Here is a 17,447-nt window from a genome sequence, read left to right as displayed (position 1 = left end):
CCACCTGCGTAGACACAGAAAGTAGGCGAGCGGACGGACGCGTCGCGTCGTCCCCCCGGACGCCGGCGCGTACTTCCCCCCGTCAGCCCTCGGATTCAGGGCTCAGGCGGATCCTGCCCCCTGCGGCGGCCCGGGGAACGGCAGGATCGCCACTGTTACGTTGTCGTGGCCCCCGCCGTCCAAGGCGTGGCCCACCAGGAACCGCGCGCTGTGCAGCGGCCGGGCGCGGGCGTCCAGCGGCACCGCGGCGGCCATCTGCTCGGCGGACTCGGCGTAGTTCCACAGCCCGTCGGTGCACACCACCACTACACCCGGCCGGTCCGGGGTGAAGGAAGCCGTGTGCGGCTCCAGTTCGTACGCGTCCGCCCCCAGCCAGCCCGTGATGGCGTGCGCCCGGTCGTCCGCGTACGCCTCGGCCTGCGACATCAGCCCGTTCGCCACCATCTGCTCGGCCCAGGAGTCGTCCTCGGTGAGCCGGGCCGCACGGGTGGCGCGGTCGTCGGGCACCCAGTACACGCGGCTGTCGCCGATCCAGCCGACGGTCAGCACCCCGGCCCCGACCACCGCGCTCACGATGGTGCAGGCCGGGGCGTTCTGGTGGCGGTGCTCGTCGTGCTCGCGCGGCTGGTTCACCGGCTCGGCGAGGGCCCCCACCGACTCGGCGGCGGCGAGCAGCGCGTCGTGCATGGCCTGCTGCGGGTGGGCGCCCAGCGGCAGCGCCTCGGTCAGCGCGGCGCGCGCGGCGACGGAGGCCGCCGCCGACGCCTCGTCGGGCCGGGTCGCCGAGGACACGCCGTCGCAGACGACCGCCACCACGGCCGGGGCGCCGTCCGCGAGGGTCGCCGCGGACAGCGCGAACGCGTCCTCGTTGCGGTGGTGCCGCAGCCCCCGGTCGCTGACCGCGGCGACATCCGCCAGTTCCTCTTCCATGTGGTCCCGTTCGCGCGGCTGGGAGTGCCCGCAGCGCTCGCAGTAACCGTCCTCGCCGATCACCCCGGCGCGGCACGCGCCGCACCGGCGCCCACGCGGAACGCCGACCATGACGCCTTCCCTCGGGTCGCTCATGCCGCCGCCGGCCGGTCCGGCCGCGGCGGCTTGTCCGTGCGGCCGGCCGGTGCCGGCGTCGCCGTTCGCCGCGGCGGGGCCGATCTCGGCGCCGCCCCCCGGGGCCGCGCTCGCGTCGGCCGCGGGCGCCGCCAGCGGATAGTCCTCCGAGGCCCGCGCGGAAGGGGCCCCCGCGGACGGAGCCTGCGCGTACACATCCTGCCCGTACGAGCCTTGCCCGTACGCATCCTGCCCGTACGAGCCCTGTCCGTACGGGCCCGGGCCCTGGCCGCCGTGGGCGGCGCCGTTCGACGGGGCGGCCGGGGGCGCTCCGGCCGCCGGAGCGCCGGCCGACAGGTCGGCACCGCACCCGCCGCAGAAATTGTCACCCGCCTCCAACGGTTCCGCGCACTGCGGGCACACCGCCAGCTGCGGGAGTTGCGGCATCTGCGACATCGATCACACCCATGTCCTTGGGCGGAAGCGGTTGGCCCGTTCCACCAGTTCGATCCTCTCCTCGCCGCGCTGGGCGAGGCGCGCGAGCACTCGGTACGAGCGTTCCAGCCCGAACCGTAGCCCGCGCTCGTCCACACCGCAGCCGAGCAGCGTCGGCGCGCCGCGTTCGGCGGGCGGCGCGCCCGGCCGGCCGGACAGCACCCAGTCCAGCGCGCTGCCCAGCACCTCGGTGGAGAGCTGCTCCCGGCGGACCGCGTCCAGCCCGAACTCCCGCAGCCGCTCGACCTGCCCCGCCGCGGCGCTCAGATCCTCCAGCAGCGGGTCCCGCGCCGCGCGCTGCCGCAGCCGGGCCCGTACGGCCGCGACGCGCGCCGCCGTGTAGTGGATCGACGACTCCGGTACGGACTCCAGCGCGCGCACCGCGCCCGTCCGGTCCCCGGCGCCGAGCCGGACGCGGGCCAGGCCGAACGCGGCGCTGACATAGCTCGGGTCGGCCGCCCACACCAGGTGGTAGTACTCGGCCGCGTTGTCGAGCTGCCCCAGCAACTCGGCGCAGACCCCGAGCGCGAGCTTCGGCGCGGGCTCGCCCGGGAACGCGTCGTAGACGGCGTCGAAGGAGAGCGCCGCCGTCCCGTTGTCGCCGACGGACATCGCGAGCAGCCCGCGGTACCAGATGATCCGCCAGTCGTCCGGGTGGGCCGCCTCCAGCTCGGCCAGCGCCTCGGCCGCCTCCCGCACCTCGCCGAGCTCCAGCCGCGCCCGTACGCGCCGCAGCCGCAGCTCCGGGGAGTCGCCGGGGGCGGCCTGGAGCGCCGCGTGCAGCTCGGCGGGGTGCGAGGCGAGCAGCCCGGCGAGGAACCCCGCGTTCGGATCGCCCGGCGCGACGTGCGGCACGGGGAGGGCGAGCGCCGTGGCGCGCGCGTCGATCCGCGCGACGGCCGGCGCACCCGAGGACGACGGCTCCGGCGCCGCCCCGGCCTCCGGGATCGTCACGGACGTCGCGTGCGAGGCGGCCGGGGCGCCCGGATGCGCGCCGGCCGGCGGCAGCTGGGCCGGCAGCAGCGGCGGCGCGGCCACCGCCACCGCCTTGCGCCCCGCCCGGGCGCCCGGCCGCGAACCCAGCACGGAGACGTCGCCGCCCTGCTCGGCGAACAACCGCGTGTCCACGACCCGCAGTTCCGGCCCGAACAGCGTGGACAGCGCGGGCCGCGGCTGCCCCGTCTGGAGGGCCACGACCTCGCGCAGCACCCCCGTCAGCTGGTCCGCCATCTCCTCGGCCGAGGCGAACCGCCGCGCCGGATCGGGGTCGGTGGCCCGTACGAGCAGCCGGTAGAAGGACTCGTACCGGGAGAAGACCTCGATGTGCTCGGGGTCGGGCAGCACGTCCAGGAAGACGCTGGTGTAGCCCTGGAAGTCGAAGGTGAGGACGGCCAGCGTGCGCGCGACCGTGTACAGGTCGGAGGCGACGGACGGGCCGGTCTCCGCGACCTCCGGGGCCTGGTAGCCGACCGTGCCGTAGATCGCGCTGTCCTGGTCGTCCATCCGCCGGACCGCGCCCATGTCGATGAGCTTGAGCTGGTCGTCCTGCTGGATGGCGTTGTCGACCTTGAAGTCGCAGTACAGGAGGTTGCGGCTGTGCAGGTGCCCCAGCGCCTCCAGCGCCTCGATGCCGTACGCGCACGCCTGCCCGACCGGCAGCGGGTCGCGCCGGCCGTCCGCCGCGCGCCGCTCGTTGGCGATCTCCTTGAGCGACTTGCCGCCCACGTACTCCATGACGATGTAGCCGTCGAGGGAGCCGGTGCGCTGGTCGAGGTGTTCCACGAAGTTGTAGATGCGGACGATGTTGGAGTGCTCGATCTCCGCGAGGAAGCGCCGCTCGGAGAGGGCAACGGCCAGCGCGTCCTCGTCACCGGTGTCGAGCAGGCCCTTGAGCACCACCCAGCGGTCGGACACCGCGCGGTCGATCGCCAGGTAGATCCAGCCGAGGCCGCCGTGCGCCAGGCACCCCGCCACCTCGTACTGGCCGTGCACGATGTCGCCCGGCCGCAGCTTCGGTACGAAGGAGTACGGATGCCCGCACTTGGTGCAGAACCCCTCCGTACGGCCCGGCCGCTCGCCCCGCGAACGCCCCACGGGCGCGCCGCAGTCGCTCTTGCTGCAGAACCGCTTGCGCTCCGGCACCTCCGGCCTCTCCAGCACCGCGGACCGCGGGTCGGGGCGCGGCACCGCCGGCATGGTCACCAGGCCCGCGCCCAGCTTGTTGCGGCCGGACGCGGAGGACGCCGACTGCGAGCTGCGCACCGACACCGAGCGGGCGGTGGCCGTCCCCGACAGGGAGCGCGAGAGCCGCCCGGAGACCGAGCGGCGGGAGGTCGAGGACCTGGACGTTCCGGAGGACCGGGAGTCCGATCCCGAGCCGGAGCCCGAGCCGGATCCGCTCCCGGAGCCGCCTGACCCGCCTGATCTGCCGGAGCCGCCCGATCCGCTGGACCTGCCGGATCTGCGGCCCGCCGCGACGCCGGTGGCCGGTGAGCCCACCATGCCGTCGGGCGAGACGACGGGCGCGAGCCCGCAGGTGTCGCAGTACATCTCGCCGCCGCCGACATCCTCGTACGAGCCCTCGCAGCCCGGCCGCTGACAGGCGCTCATATCCGCCCTCCGCCCCGCTCGCCCGCCGCCGCGCTCATCCGCGCGCCGAGTCCCCTCACGACGGCTCCCCCCTGTGGTCGGCGTGGCCCGGCTGCTGCGGCACCAGCACTTCCGCCGTGGCCCGCTGATAGCGGAGCACGGCCTGTTCCGCCGCCAGCAGATCACACGGCGCGCTCCACAGCATCCGGCGGGCCGCGTCATAGCGCTCCACGAGCAGCGGGTCCTCCGCCATCCCGTGCCGCGCGGCCTTCGCCTTGTACGCGTCGAGCCGGCCGCGCAGCTCGGCCCGTACGGCCAGCGGCGCGGTGACGGCCGTCAGCGACTCGCGGGCCCGCAGCAACTCGTCCTCGGCCCGCCGCTCCAGCGTGTCCAGCAGCGGCGAGAGCCGGTGCCACTGGGCGCGCCTGCGGTAGTCGGCCGCCGCCGCGAGCTGCTCGTGCAGCGCCGTGGACGGCCCCGTCACCGCGGGCACCACGGACGCGGCGATCTTCGCGAGGACCTCGCCGCGCGCCTGCCGCGCCTCGGTCAGGGTGCGGTCCGCGCGGGAGAGCACGTCGCGCAGGCGCATCAGCCGCTGCTCGGAGTCCTGCCGCACCGCCAGCACGGCCTCGATCTCGCGCCGGACGTCCTCCAGGGCGCGGGCCGCCCGGTCGTAGCGCTCGGTGTCGGGCCGGCCGCCGCCGGGCGCGGCGCTCGGGGACGCGCCGGACCAGAAGGAGAGCGGATCGGAGATCACCTCGGCGCGCAGCGCGGTCAGTTCGCGGGTGATCCGCTCCAGGTCGTCGCCGGCCGGGTGCTCGCCGGGGCGTACGCCCACGGAGTGGGCCAGCGAGCGGGTGCGCCCCAGCTCGGCGGAGAGCAGGTCTATCCGGGCGGGCAGCGCGGACCACACGGCGTCGGCGGTGACGACGACGTCGAGGGCCCGGGCGTACCAGCCGTTCATCCGGGCGACGAGCTCCTGGAGGCTCAACCGCTCGCTGAGCAGCGCCGAACCGGTCGGGGCGCCGGTGTCCGGCAGCGTGACGCACGCGCCCCGCAGCAGTTCGGTGAGGTCGGCCAGCTCGCTCTGGGTGGGCCAGCGGCGGCGGGCGCGCAGCTCGCGGGCCCCGGTCAGGGCCGCGGTGTACGCGTCGAAGTAGGTCCACAGGAGGTTGATGAGCGGCTCCGTGGCCTCCCACCGGCTCTTGGTGCCGCCGGTCAGCTCCGCGCCTTCGAGCAGTCTGCGGCCGGCGTGGTCCTGGAGCGCGAGCAGGGAGGTTTCGACGGCCTCGTGTTCGGCGCCGAGCCTGGCCAGCGCGCGGTCCGCCTCCTCACGGCTCAGGGCCGGCCCGGTAGGTCCCGAGACCGCCATCGATCACCTCTCCTGTCCGCGGCGGGTGCCGCGCGTCGCCGGTTCATTCCCGTTGGGCTGCTGAGTCAGGTGTTGTTCGCGTGTCCGTTTCTGCTGTGCCCGATCCTTGCCGTGTCCAGTCCTCGTGGCTGTGGGGTACCGGTGGAGCCGGTCCTCGCGGCCTCGCGACCGTGTGGCACTCGTGGTGGTGTCTAGTCCTTGTAGAGGGGCTTGGGCGGCGCCGGGTTCTTGATTCCGGTGAGGCTCTTCGCGAGCCACTTCCGGTACGCCAGCATCCACTGGCTGCCCTCGCCCCCGCGCCGGTAGTCGTCCAGCACCTTGTTGACCCGGCGGACCAGATCCTCGTCCCCGAGGTTCATCGCCACCCCGTACGGCTCCGTGGTGAACGGCTTGCCGACCAGTTTCACCGACGGGTCCTGCGCCGCCTGGCCCGCGGCCAGCGCGTTGTCGGTGACCACCGCGTCGACCTGGCCCAACTGGAGCCGCACCAGGCAGTCGAGCTGGTTCGGCACGGTGCGGACCTCCGCGCCGTGCGCCTCGTTCTTGAGCTCCGACTCGCCGGTGGACCCCTTGGCCGTGCACACCCGCTTCCCCTTCAGCGTGTCGTCGAAGGCGGTGATCGTCGATCCGTCGGGCACCAGCACCTGCTGGCCGGCCTCGAAGTAGGCGGTGGAGAAGGCGACCTGCTTGATGCGCTCGCAGTTGACCGTCATGGTGCGGGCGACGAGGTCCACCTTCTTGTCGCGCAGCACGTCGATGCGCTTGTTGGTGGGGATGGCGAGCCAGGTGACCTTCTCCGGGTCGCCGAGTATGTCCTTGGCGATGGCCCGTACGAGCTCGATGTCGAAGCCGCTGAGGCGGCCGGTCGCCGGGTCGCGGTACCCCCAGCGGTAGCTGTTCTGGTCCACGCCGGCGATCAGTCGGCCGCGGTCCTTGATCCGCTGCACGGCCGGACCGGCGCCGTCCGACGGGCTGAGGCTCGCCTCGGGGTGCTCGCACGGCGCCGGGGCGTCGGCGGCGGCTCCGACCGCATGGGCCCCGGTTGTACGCGCCTGGGCCCGCTGCCCGTTCGCCGCGTCCCCCGGGGCGCCGCTCAGGACGGAGGCCGTGAGCGCGGCGGCCACCGCCAGGGCGCCCGCGGCGAGCACGGCCGCCCGGCGGGCACGGCCGGAGCCCGTACCGGCTGTACGGGGCCGACCCGGAACGCACGACGGCTTCCTCCGCGTCGTCGGCGGGCCGCCGGGCCCCTCTTCGCCTGCCGCACCCGCTCGCATGCCCACGCCCCCTGTCACCGGTACTCCGAGAGCCTGCGGCCGATGCCGAGGACCGTGCCGGCCGCGCCGAGCACGGCCAGTACGACGGCGCCGGCCGCCATCCACTCCAGCGCCCCGCGCCCGTCGCCGGCCGCGCGGTCGAACTCGTCCTGCTCGTGCCGGACGGCGGCCGCCAACTCGTCGTCCACCCGGTCGAAGGACTCGCCCGTGCTGTCCTTCGCGCCGATCACCTTGGGCAGCGCGTGGTCGTAGTCCCCGCTGTCGTCCTTCGCGCGGGCGTCCGCGTGCCGCCGCTGCCACTCCCGTACACCGTCGAGGGCCCGGGCCACCGGGGCGCTGCCCTTCGGGTCGTCGGCCAGGTCCTTGGCGCGGTCGAGGAGGCTGTCCGCGGCCGCCGCGCCCTCGGCGCCGGAGCCGACGAGCCTGCGCATGCCCGCCTTGTAGCTGACCTCGTACGCGTCGTCGCCGCCCGGGGTGAGCACGGCCCCGCGGGCCACCAGGGTCAGGTTCTCGTCGCCGCGGGCCTGGAGCGTGCCGATCCGCGCCTCGTTGAGCACGTGGAGCGACTGCGCGCCGTGCGTGGAGGACTCGTTGAGCCCCGAGCGGGCCAGGGAGTGGCCGACCACCAGCCACAGCAGCACCACCGTGGACGCGGCGGTCGCGGCCAGCAGCCCCCGGTTGAACACCCGGTTCGTACGGCGGTAGTTGCGGCGCTGCGCCCAGCCGAGCGCGCCCAGGGCGAGCAGGCCGACGCCGGTCGCCGCCCACGGCCAGGACTTGGCGTCCCCGTAGTCGGAGTCCAGCCGGGCGGTCTCCGTCTCGTACAGCTTGGAGGCGGCGGGCAGCAGTTCGCCGCGCATCGTCTCGCTCGCGTACCGCAGATAGGCGCCGCCGAGCGGCAGGCCCTGCCGGTTGTTGGCCCGGGCGGACTCTATGTATCCCGTGTAGAAGGGGAGCTGACGGTTCAGCTTGGTGATCTGGTCGCGCGCGGCCCGCGAGCCGGAAGTGTTCGCCCCGGCCTTCACCAGCAGGTCGGAGGCGTGGCCGATGTCGCGCTCGTACCGGCGGCGGACCTCGCGCGGCTCCTGGCCGCCCGCGAGGAACCCGCCGGCCGCCGTGGCGTCGGCGTCCGCCAGCGAGCGGTAGATGTCCGCCGCGTTCGCGCTGAGCGGCTGGCTGCGGTCCTTCACGGAGCCCGCGGCGGTCGCCCGCTCGGTGACCTGCCAGGCCGTCACCGCGCCGAACGCGAGGACGAGCACGGCCAGTACGGCCCCGATGACGCGCAGCCGGCCCGGCTCGGTCGTCGCCGCCGTACGCACCCGGTCGAGCCCCTCGCTCCATGCCTTGCGCCGGGGCGCGTTCTCCGAAGAAGCCGGAGAGGCAGGGGAGGCCGGGGCGAGCGGGCCCGTGCGCGGGCCCGGCGGCCCGGCAGGCGCCGTGCGCTCAGCCGTCGGCGCGGACGGCCGCGCGCTCCCGGTCGGCGGGTTTGACACAAGACCTCCCCCTCGGTCACTGGCGGCCGGCGCCGCCCCGCCCGGCGGGACGGGCGACGAAGTACCCGGCCAGTCAGTATGGCCACAGCCACTGACAACCACACGGGTATTGGCTGGATCTTGTTCTGATCGCGATCCTCGGGAGCGGCGCGATGTCCGCGCTCTTCCCCTCTCTCCACGCCCGACGGGCTTGTTCGGTTCCCGTGCGATGCGCGGGACGGCAGCGGCCGTTCGGGGGACGGGACCGCCCTCGCGGGCGGCGCCGGGCCCCGCCTCCCCCACGGAGACGGGGCCCGGACGACCCGCGCGGCGACGGCCGCCGCGCCCATGCCCCCATAGCGCGCACCGCGCCCATGCCCCCATAGCGCGCACCGCGTCCGTGACCCGCGGTGCGTCCGCTACATGTAGTGCGCCCGCAGCCGGTCGTAGGCGTCGGCCGGGGCCGCCGCGTGGTCCAGGCCGAGGAGGGCCGCGCCCAGCACCGGCGGGGCGGTGACGACCACCGGCGCGGCCTTCGGCGCGCTCTCGGCCAGCAGCTCCACCACCCGGTCGTGCAGCAGCGGGTGGCGGGCCGCGAGCACCCCCCCGCCGAGGACGACGGGCGCGTTCACGTCGAGCAGGTCCAGCCGGGTCAGCGCGACCGTGGCCATCGTGACCACCTCGTCCGCCTGCCGGGCGATGATCGCGCGCGCGATCGGGTCGCCCGCCGCGGCCACCGCGAACAGCACGGGGTTGATCTCGTGCCGCCGGGCGTGCGTGACCGGCCCGAGGTGGATCGCCTCGATCAGCTCCAGCATCGTCGTCAGGCCGTAGTGCGCGGGCAGCGCCCGTGCCAGCTCGGTGTCCTCGCCGCGCCCGTCCTCGGCGCGCGCCGCCCACCACAGGGCCTCGTCGGCGAGGTGCCCGCCGCCGCCCCAGTCGCCGGATATCCGGCCGATGGCGGGGAAGCGGGCGCTGCGGCCGCCGGGCGCCAGCCCCGCGCAGTTGATGCCCGCGCCGCAGACGACGGCGACGCCGGTCGGCTCGGTCTCGTCCGGCAGGCCGGATCTCAGCAGGGCGAAGGTGTCGTTGGCGACGGTGACCGTACGGGCCCAGCCGTACGAGACGATCTCCGCCTCCAACCGCGCCTCCTCCACCGGCAGGTCCGCGTTGGCCAGGCAGGCGGAGACATGCTCCACGAGGAGCGGTCCGCCCTTTCCGGCGCGCGCCTGCCGCGCGGCGTGCGCGACGAGCGGCGCCAGGCCCGCGACCGCGCGCTCGGCGCCGATCGTCGGCGGCTGGAAGCCGCCGCCGCGGGCCGTGCCGAGCACGCCGCCGTCGGCCGCGATCAGCGCGACGTCGGTCTTGCTGTTGCCCGCGTCGATGGCGAGCGTTGCCCCGGGGTGGAGCGCCCGGGGTGACTGGGCGTCGGTCAGGCCCACGTGAGGTGCTCCCGGTTGTGCGCGATGAGGTCGTCCGTCAGCTTCCGCGCGTACTCGATCTGGCCGACGAGCGGGTGCGCCAGCAGCGCGTCGAACACGCGGCCCTCGCCGCCCTTGAGGGCGGCGTCCAGCGCCAGGTGCTCGTACGCCGTGACGTTCGCGATCAGCCCCGAGTACAGCGGTTCCAGCGCCCGTACCGGCAGCGGGTGCGTGCCGCGGGCGTCGACCGTGGCCGGGACCTCGATGACGGCGTCGTCGGGGAGGAACGGCAGGGTGCCGTTGTTCAGGGTGTTCACGACCTGCACGTCGCCGGTGTCGCGCAGCAGCGAGGAGGTCAGCGCGACGGCCGCCTCCGAGTAGAACGCGCCGCCGCGCTTGCCGAGCAGCGCCGGCTTCTCGTCCAGCGCCGGGTCGCCGTACATCTCCAGGAGCTGCTTCTCCATCTCGGCCACCTGGGCGGCGCGCGACGGCTGGGTCTTCAGCTCCCGTACGACCTCGTCGTGCTGGTAGAAGTACCGCAGGTAGTACGAGGGGACGACGCCGAGCCGGTCCACCAGGGAGCGCGGCATGTGCAGGTCCGCCGCGATGGCGTCGCCGTGCTCGGAGATCAGCTTCGGCAGCACGTCCTCGCCGCCGACGCGCACGCCCCGCTCCCACGTGAGGTGGTTGAGGCCCACGTGGTCGAGGGCGACCTCCTCCGGCGTGACGTCGAGCAGCTTGGCGAACTTCCGCTGGAAGCCGATGGCCACGTTGCACAGGCCGACGGCCTTGTGCCCGGCGGTCAGGAGCGCGCGGGTGACGATGCCGACCGGGTTGGTGAAGTCGATGATCCACGCGTCCGGGTTGCGGCGCCGGACCCGCTCGGCGATGTCGAGGACCACCGGGACCGTGCGCAGCGCCTTGGCGAGGCCGCCCGCGCCGGTGGTCTCCTGGCCGACGCAGCCGCACTCCAGCGGCCAGGTCTCGTCCTTGTTCCGGGCCGCCTGGCCGCCGACGCGCAGCTGGAGCAGGACGGCGTCCGCGCCGTCCACGCCGGCGTCGACGTCATCGGTCCAGGAGATGCGGCCGGGGTGGCCCTGCTTGGCGAAGATGCGCCGCGCCAGCCCGCCCACCAGCTCCAGCCGGTCGGCGGCCGGGTCGATGAGGACGAGCTCTTCCAACGGCAGCACGTCGCGCAGCCGCGCGAATCCGTCGATGAGTTCGGGGGTGTAGGTCGAGCCTCCGCCGACCACTGCGAGCTTCACGAAAAATCAGCCCTTTACTCCGGTGAGAGTGACGCCTTCGACGAAGGCCTTTTGTGCGAAGAAGAAAACAATGATGACAGGGGCCATGACGAGAATCGTCGCGGCCATGGTCATGTTCCAGTTGACGCTGTGCGCGCTCTTGAACGATTCGAGCCCGTAACTCAGCGTCCACGCGGCCGGGTTCTGGGCCGCGTAGATCTGCGGTCCGAAGTAGTCGTTCCAGCAGTAGAAGAACTGGAAGAGCGCGACGGCCGCGATGCCGGGCTTGGCCATCGGGACCACGATCTTCAGCAGCGTGCGCATTTCGCCGCAGCCGTCGACCTTCGCCGACTCGATGTATTCCTTGGGAATCGTCAGCAGGAACTGGCGCAGCAGGAAGATGGAGTACGCGTCGCCGAACGCCATCGGGATGATCAGCGGCCACAGCGAGCCGGACAGATGCAGCTGCTGGGCCCACACCAGGTACATCGGGATCACGATGACCTGCGGCGGCAGCATCATCGTGGAGATCACCAGCAGCATCGCGGTCCGGCGGCCCCGGAAACGGAACTTGGCGAGCGCGTACGCCACGGGTATCGACGAGCACACGGTGAACAGCGTGCCCAGCCCCGCGTACATCAGCGAATTTTTCCACCAGTCCAGGAAACCGGGGGTGTTGATGACGTCGGCGTAGTTGGACCAGTTCCATTCGTGCGGCCACAGGTCGCCGCTCATCGCCTGGCTGTCGCTCATCACGGAGGTCAGGAAGACGAAGACGAACGGCAGGACGAAGAAGAGCGCGGCGGCGATGGCGACCGCGTGCACCGCGATCCAGTGCAGGGCCCGCTTGCGGCGGACGGGGGCCGGCAGGCGCGCCGGGGCGCCCCGGGAAGGGGCCGGCGCGGGCTGCGGGGCGGTCAGGGTGGTCGAGGTCACGGGATCAGTCCTCCGCCGTCAGCAGGCCGGCGCGCTTGCGCATCAGCAGCGAGGTCACGGCCATGGCGATGACGAAGAGTACGAGCGAGAGCACGCACGCCGCGCCGGTGTTGAAGTTCTGGAAGCCGAGCTGGTAGACGAGCTGCGGCACGGTGAGCGTCGAGTGGTCGGGGTAGCCGGGCTGGATGACCGTGCCGGGGCCGATGGTGACGCCGGAGGCGAGCTTCCCGGCGACCAGCGCCTGCGTGTAGTACTGCATGGTCTGCACGACGCCGGTGACCACCGCGAACATCACGATCGGGGTGATCGACGGCCAGGTCACATAGCGGAACTTGGAGAACGCGCCCGCGCCGTCCAACTCTGCGGCCTCGTACTGCTCCTTGGGCACGTCCAGCAGCGCGGCCATGAAGATGACCATCAGGTCGCCGATGCCCCACAGGGAGAGCATCACCAGCGAGGGCTTGGCCCAGGCCGCGTCGTTGAACCAGTTCGGCGCGTCGATGCCGATCGCCGAGAGCGCCTCGTTGACCGGGCCCGTACCAGGGTTCAGCAGGAAGACGAAGGCGACGGTCGCGGCGACGGGCGGCGCGAGATAGGGAATGTAGAAGGCGGTCCGGAAGAACCCGACACCGGATTTGATCTTAGTGATGAGCAGGCCGATGCCGAGGCCGAAGACGACGCGCAGCGCGACCATCACGACGACCAGCCACAGCGTGTTCCACAGCGCCGGGCCGAACAGCGGCATCTGCGTCAGCACGTACTTCCAGTTGCGCAGGCCCACGAAGTCCGGGGCCTTGATCTGGTTGTAGTGCATGAACGAGAAATAGACGGTGGCGAGGAGCGGATAACCGAAGAAGACGGAGAAACCGACCAGCCAGGGGGAGAGGAACCCGATGGTGCGCAGTCGCTCGCGGGTGTGCTTGCGGCGCAGCTCGGGCGCCTTGTCCATCCGGACCCGCTTCTTGAGCGCGGGCGACTCGGTGACAGCTGGGGATATGGCCATGGCGGTACTCCGTCAGTTCTCTGACTGGACGTTGTCGGCGTCGATCTGTTTGTCGAGGTCGCGCAGGCCCTTGTCCAGGTCCGGGACCTTTCCGGCCTCCGCGTTGTAGGAGAAGTCCTGGAGTGTGGTGACGTACTGCCCGCCGTTGTTGGAGGGCGGTACGGTCTGGCTGTTCGGGTTCTGCGCGATGTCCAGGAACGTACGGAAGGCGGGGTCCGCGTCCAGCTTCGGCGACTTCAGCGCCGCGAAGGTGGACGGCACGTTGTGAATGGCGTTCGCGAAGGCGACGACCTGATCGGTGTCGGCCGTCAGGAACTTCACCAGTTCCCACGCCGCGTTCTGGTGCTTGCTGCTGTGCGAGATGCCCGCCACGGTGCCGGTCAGATATCCGCGCCCGTATTTGTCCGCCTGATCGTCCGGTACGGGCATGGGCGCGGTGCCCCAGGCGAACTTGGCCTTGTCCTCCTTAAGCTTCAGCCCGCGCCATTCGCCGTCCATGATCATGGCCAGCTTGCCGGTGTTGAAGGCGTTCTGTGAGGACATCTCGTCGCCGAAGCCGGTCCGGTACTTCTCCAGCGCGTCATAGCCGCCGAGAGCCTTGACCATGTCCAGCTGGGTGGTGAAGAACTGCTTCGAGACGGGGTCCTTCGACAGGGCGGCCTTGCCGTCCTTGTCGAAGTACTTGGGGGCCCATTGGGCGAAGGGGCGGTCCGGGCTGTTCTGGTAGAGCCGGAAGTCGGGCATATAGCCGAGTTGCTTGTACGAGCCGCCCTTGGCCCGCTCCGTCAGCTTCACCGCGTCCTCTTTGAGCTCGGACATGGTGTGCGGCGGCCGGGAGATGCCGGCCTTCTCGAAAGCGTCCTTGTTGTAGTAGAGGCCGAAGGAATCCGCGAGCAGCGGCAGCGCGCACTGCTTTCCCTCGTACCGCGTGTAGTCCAGCAAGGTGCTGGGGAAGACCTTCGCCTTCTCCATGCCCGACTTCTTCATGAACGGGTCCAGATCCACCCACATGCCCGACGAGCAGTACTGCCCCACATTGTTGGTGGTGAACGACGACACGACGTCCGGCGCGTCGTCGCCCCCCGCCCGCAGCGCCTGGTTGATGGACTCGTCGGTGACGTTGCCCGTCGACTGCACATGGATGTTGGGGTGCGACTTCTCGAAGCGCTTGATCGACGCGTTGATGGCGCTGACCTCGTTCTTGTCCGACCAGCCGTGCCAGAACCTCAGCGTGACGGGCTTGGTCGGGTCGTCCGTGTCACTTCCGGTACTCGGATTGGCGCAGCCCGCGAGGAGCAGGCCGGCGGTGGCGAGGACCGAGCCGAGGACGGCCGGCGCGCGGCGACTTCGCGTACGCGGCATGGCGGAACTTCCTTTGTGGCGGGGACTTGTGGCGGGTACTTATGGCGGGGCCTATGACGGGAATGGGGAGGGAGTGGCGGAACTGCTCGTGCGGCGGCGGACCGTCGCGGCCGTCACGGGGCCCGGTGGGGGTCAGGCCGTGTCGAAAACCGTGTTGCGCGCCTCGGCGAGCGCGGTCTGCAGCGCGCCGATGAGAATGGGGGAGCCGTCCACGGCGGTCATCCGCAACTGCGGTTCGGGCAGGGCGATTCCGGTCAGTTCGGCCGCCACCAGCTCGCGCAGCCGCTCGCCGCAGGTCTGCGGCAGTGCCCCGGCCAGGACCACCAGCTCCGGGTCGACGACGGCCACCACGGCGGCGATGCCCACCGCGATGCGCCGCGCCAGCTCCGTGAGGACCTCGTCGCCCGCGCCGGGGGTGGTGAGCGCGGCCTCCAGGGCGTCGGCGGCGGTGTCGGCCTCGATGCCGTGCTCCCGGGCGAGGGCGAGCACGGCGGGCGAGCCCACGAGGCTCTGGAACCCGCCGCCGGCGTCCGGCCGGGCCGCCGTGACGGGCCCGCCGCGCGCCAACGGGGCGCCCGGCAGCGGCATATAGCCGATCTCGCCGGCCCCGCCGGTCGCCCCGCGCAGCAGCGTGCCGCCGAGCACGATGGCGGCGCCGACGCCCTCGTCGGCCCAGATCAGCACGTAGTCGTCGAAGTCCTGGGCCGCGCCGTCGTGCTGCTCGGCGATGGCCGCGAGGTTCACGTCGTTCTCGATGACGATGGGCGTGCCGATCACCTTGGCCAGCTCGTCGCGGATGGTCCGCGAGTGCCAGCCCGGCAGGTGCGGCGCGTACCGCAGGGCGCCGGTCTGCGGGTCGAGCGCGCCGGGCGTCCCGATGACGGTCCGGTGCAGCGCGTCGAGCCCGAGCCCGGCGTCGGCCAGCGCGTGCCCCACGACCTCGGCCACCAGCTCGGCGGTCCGTTCCCGCCCGGTCGCCGGGGCGTCCCGCGCCTCCGCCCGGTGCTCGCCGACGACATGCCCCGTGATGTCGGCGACGACGGCCGTGATCCCGTCGGGGTCCACCGCGAGGGCCGCGACGTACGCCGCCGTCGGATTGACCTCGTACAGCTGCGCGTTCGGTCCGGGCCGCCCGGTGACGTTCCCGGTGGACCGGACCAGCTGAGCGGCTTCGAGCCGGCTGAGCAGCTGCGACGCCGTGGGCTTGGACAGCCCGGTCAGCTCGCCGAGCCGGGTGCGGGTCAACGGGCCGTGGGCGATGAGCAGATCGAGCGCGGCGCGGTCGTTCATGGCCCGCAGCACGCGCGGGGTCCCGGGGGTCCCGGCCATGGTGGTGCACCCGCCCTTCGACATCGCCTTCGACTGTCTGTTAGGAAACTTTCCTATCGGTGAACAGGACGTTAAAGCCGACGTCAGTGGGGCGTCAATGGTCCGAACACGCTGCTTGTCAAAGTGTTATCAACGCAGGACCGGCCCCCGGACGGTCGCCCGGGGGCCGGTGGCGGAGGCCGTACGCGTCTACACCCCCGTGACCCCGTCGATGCGCTCCCGGATCAGATCCGCGTGCCCGTTGTGGCGCGCGTACTCCTCGATCATGTGCACCAGAACCCACCGCAGTGAGATCGTCGATTCCCCGAGGATCTTGGCGAACTGCTCGGTGAGCTCCCCGGAGTCGTCCAACGAGCCCTCGGCGGCCGCCTCGCGCGACCGCTGGACCTCCGCCCGCCAGTCGGCCAGCGCCGCGTCGATGCCGCGCTCCGGGACGAGCGTGAACCCGTCGCCGATCGCCTCGTCGTACGACGCCTCCCGCCCGGCCAGCACCTCCTGGAACCACCGCCGCTCGACCACGGTCATGTGCTGCACCAGCCCGAGCAACGTCATGGCCGACGGCTCCACCGCCGCCAGCCGCGCCTGACGGTCGTCCAGCCCCGCGCACTTCATCGCCAGCGTCTCGCGCTGGAATTCCAGCCAGCTCTCCAGCATGGCGCGTTCACCGGCGTGCGCGGGCGGTATGGACCGCCCCATGTGTGTAGTCGACATACGCGCCACCTTCGCACGCCCGTACGGCCGTTCGACAGACTTGTGGAGGGCTCTCACTTCCCCAGCGCAGGCGGCGCCGGCGGCTGTTGCGGTATCGGGGCCGTCGCCATGGACTGGGGCGATGTCGGGTTGCCGAGGGCCGACGGGGCGGCCACCGCCGCCGACGGGTCGGGGGCGGGGTCGTCGGCGGCGGTCGCGGCCGGGGCGCCGGTGCGGATGCCCTCGGCGTCGAGGGCCTGCTTGATGCGCCAGCGCAGCTCGCGCTCGACGCCCGCCGCCTTGCCCGGCATCGTCTTGGCCTGGACGCGGACGACGACCGAGTCGAGGGTGACCGAGTCCAGCCCCATCACCTCGACCGCCTCCCACAGCGACTCGTCCCACGGCGCTTCCTTCGCCATGTCCTCGCCCGCCGCGGCGATGACCGTACGGGCCCGGTCGAGGTCCTCGTCGTAGCGGAGGGTGACATCGACCTCCGCGGTGGACCAGCCCTGGCTGAGGTTGCCGATGCGCTTGACCTCGCCGTTGCGCACGTACCAGATGGCGCCGTTCGGGCCGCGCAGCTTGGTGACGCGCAGTCCGACCTCGATGACCGTGCCGGTGGCGACGCCCGCGTCGATCTCGTCGCCGACGCCGTACTGGTCCTCAAGGATCATGAACACGCCGGAGAGGAAGTCCGTGACCAGGTTGCGGGCGCCGAAGCCGATGGCCACGCCCGCCACGCCCGCGCTGGCCAGCAGCGGGGCCAGGTTGATCTGGAGCACGGAGAGGACCGTCAGGGCCGCCGTCCCCATGATCACGAAGGACGCGACGCTGCGCAGCACCGAACCTATGGCCTCGGAGCGCTGCCGCCGCCGCTCGGCGTTGACGAGCAGGCCGCCCAGCGCCGTGCCGTCCACGGCCTGGGCCGTGCGGTTCATGCGCGCTATCAGCTTGGTGATGCCGCGCCGGATCAGCGACCGGAGCACCACCGCGATCACGATGATCAGGATGATGCGCAGGCCGTTGCCGAGCCAGGTGGACCAGTTCTCCTCCACCCAGCCGGCGGCGTTGTTCGCCGTCTGCGTCGCCTCGTCGAGGGAGGTGACGCGGTGCGGGGTGGTGTCGGCGGCCAGGACAGCGGACCAGGACACAGCAGGGACCCTTCGTGTCGGACATGCCCGCCGGAGCACGGCGCGGACAGCCAACCAGAGTAACG

The 17,447-nt window shown here is 72.6% G+C and carries 13 protein-coding genes; all 13 read right to left on the bottom strand.

What is annotated here, in order from left to right; translation table 11 throughout:
- Positions 1-102: 102 nt before the first annotated feature.
- The 13 genes from AB0I22_RS18570 to AB0I22_RS18510 all read right to left on the bottom strand — a co-directional run bounded on the left by AB0I22_RS18570 (position 103) and on the right by AB0I22_RS18510 (position 17,382).
- Entirely contained in the window at positions 103-1,500 is a 1,398-nt protein-coding gene (locus AB0I22_RS18570) for a PP2C family serine/threonine-protein phosphatase (RefSeq protein WP_363131859.1), read from the bottom strand.
- A gap of 3 nt (positions 1,501-1,503) precedes the next feature.
- Positions 1,504-4,149 (bottom strand): tetratricopeptide repeat protein, encoded by a 2,646-nt coding sequence (locus AB0I22_RS18565; RefSeq protein WP_363131858.1) that lies wholly within the window; start codon positions 4,147-4,149, stop codon positions 1,504-1,506.
- Positions 4,150-4,204: 55 nt separating this feature from the next.
- Entirely contained in the window at positions 4,205-5,500 is a 1,296-nt protein-coding gene (locus AB0I22_RS18560) for a hypothetical protein (protein ID WP_363131857.1), read from the bottom strand.
- Positions 5,501-5,691: 191 nt separating this feature from the next.
- On the bottom strand, positions 5,692-6,648 hold the full coding sequence (locus tag AB0I22_RS18555; RefSeq protein ID WP_363131856.1) for a glutamate ABC transporter substrate-binding protein: 957 nt from the start codon (positions 6,646-6,648) through the stop codon (positions 5,692-5,694).
- A 140-nt stretch (positions 6,649-6,788) separates the two neighbouring features.
- Positions 6,789-8,267: a hypothetical protein gene (locus AB0I22_RS18550; protein ID WP_363131855.1), complete on the bottom strand. Its 1,479-nt coding sequence runs from the start codon at positions 8,265-8,267 to the stop codon at positions 6,789-6,791.
- 398 nt (positions 8,268-8,665) lie between these two features.
- The gene (locus AB0I22_RS18545) at positions 8,666-9,688 is read right to left on the bottom strand and encodes a BadF/BadG/BcrA/BcrD ATPase family protein (protein WP_363131854.1); all 1,023 of its coding nucleotides are present in this window, start codon (positions 9,686-9,688) and stop codon (positions 8,666-8,668) included.
- Positions 9,679-10,932 carry a 6-phospho-beta-glucosidase gene (locus tag AB0I22_RS18540; RefSeq protein WP_363131853.1) on the bottom strand — a complete coding sequence of 418 codons (1,254 nt, stop codon included), beginning with the start codon at positions 10,930-10,932 and terminating at the stop codon, positions 9,679-9,681. Before AB0I22_RS18540 ends, AB0I22_RS18545 begins: the two co-directional genes overlap by 10 nt.
- A 6-nt stretch (positions 10,933-10,938) precedes the next feature.
- Complete coding sequence (locus tag AB0I22_RS18535; protein WP_363131852.1) at positions 10,939-11,847, bottom strand: carbohydrate ABC transporter permease; 909 nt, start codon at positions 11,845-11,847, stop codon at positions 10,939-10,941.
- Between the two features lie 4 nt (positions 11,848-11,851).
- Positions 11,852-12,796, bottom strand: coding sequence for a sugar ABC transporter permease (locus AB0I22_RS18530; protein ID WP_363131883.1), 945 nt, complete (start codon positions 12,794-12,796; stop codon positions 11,852-11,854).
- 66 nt (positions 12,797-12,862) lie between these two features.
- Entirely contained in the window at positions 12,863-14,212 is a 1,350-nt protein-coding gene (locus AB0I22_RS18525; protein ID WP_363131851.1) for an ABC transporter substrate-binding protein, read from the bottom strand.
- Positions 14,213-14,344: 132 nt separating this feature from the next.
- Positions 14,345-15,541, bottom strand: a complete 1,197-nt coding sequence (locus AB0I22_RS18520; protein WP_363131850.1) for an ROK family transcriptional regulator — start codon at positions 15,539-15,541, stop codon at positions 14,345-14,347.
- Positions 15,542-15,730: 189 nt separating this feature from the next.
- Positions 15,731-16,252, bottom strand: a complete 522-nt coding sequence (locus AB0I22_RS18515) for a DinB family protein (RefSeq protein WP_363131849.1) — start codon at positions 16,250-16,252, stop codon at positions 15,731-15,733.
- A 53-nt stretch (positions 16,253-16,305) separates the two neighbouring features.
- Complete coding sequence (locus AB0I22_RS18510; RefSeq protein WP_363131848.1) at positions 16,306-17,382, bottom strand: mechanosensitive ion channel family protein; 1,077 nt, start codon at positions 17,380-17,382, stop codon at positions 16,306-16,308.
- Positions 17,383-17,447: the final 65 nt, after the last annotated feature.

Origin of the sequence: Streptomyces sp. NPDC050610 (assembly GCF_040654875.1) — a bacterium.
In the GTDB taxonomy this organism is placed as follows: Bacteria; Actinomycetota; Actinomycetes; order Streptomycetales; family Streptomycetaceae; genus Streptomyces.
This window is presented reverse-complemented; position numbering and strand designations above follow the sequence as displayed.